1 protein-coding gene is annotated in these 1,141 nt (G+C 49.1%); it reads left to right on the top strand.

All coding sequences use genetic code 11. The features are described 5' to 3' along the window. Positions 1-3: 3 nt before the first annotated feature. On the top strand, positions 4-1,141 hold a 1,138-nt coding region (locus R7E78_RS24425; RefSeq protein ID WP_318058378.1), incomplete at its 3' end, for a PTS mannitol transporter subunit IICB.

Here is a 1,141-nt window from a genome sequence, read left to right on the forward strand (position 1 = left end):
TTTCTGTCAAACATGGTAATGCCAAACATCGGCGCGTTTATCGCGTGGGGCTTTATCACTGCTCTATTTATCCCAACCGGATGGCTACCAAATGAGACGTTAGCTTCCATGGTTGGTCCTATGATCACTTACTTGCTGCCACTTTTGATTGGTTACACTGGTGGTCAGATTGTTGGTGAAAAACGCGGCGCGGTAGCGGGGGCTATCGGTACGATGGGCGTGATTGTCGGGGCTGACATACCGATGTTTGTTGGCGCAATGATCATGGGCCCACTGAGCGCTTGGGTTGTGGTGCAAGTGGATAAACGTATTCAACACCGCATACCTTCTGGTTTTGAGATGGTGGTCAACAACTTTTCCTTGGGTATCGTCGGTATGTTGTTGTGTTTGTTCGCTTACGAGATTGTTGGCCCTTCAGTCACCGCAGCAAACTTGTTTGTGAAATCAGGCATCGAAGCGTTGGTTGCAACGGGTTTCCTGCCTTTGTTAGCGATCATTAACGAACCAGCAAAAGTGTTGTTCCTGAACAACGCCATTGATCAAGGCATCTACTACCCACTAGGCCTGCAAGCGGCCGCAGAAACGGGCAAGTCCATCTTCTTTATGGTGGCGTCTAACCCAGGCCCTGGTCTTGGTATGCTGCTGGCCTACGCGAAGTTTGGCCAGGGTTTGTCTAAACGTTCTGCACCAAGTGCCATCATCATTCACTTCTTTGGTGGTATTCATGAGTTGTACTTCCCATACGTACTCATGAAACCAATCATGATTGTGGCAATGATTGCTGGTGCGGCGACAGGCATCGCAACCTTCAACCTATTCGATGCCGGTTTGGTCGCGGGTCCAAGTCCAGGCTCTATCTTCTCTTACCTTGCTCTAACTCCGAAAGGTAGCTTCATCGCGACCATCGCAGGTGTGACAAGTGCAACGATTGTCTCTTTCTTAGTAGCAAGTGCGATTTTGAAAGTGAGCAAATCAGAAGAAAAAGAAAGCGAGTTTGAGAAATCAGTTTCTGACATGAAAGAGATGAAAGCGGAAGGCGCAGTTAAGCCAGTTGCAGCTGCGACGACGCAAGAACCGAGCAAGCCAATTTCATTTGTCGCATTCGCATGTGATGCGGGTATTGGCTCTAGTGCAATGGGCG

The sequence above is a fragment of the Vibrio sp. YT-19(2023) genome, assembly GCF_033337395.1.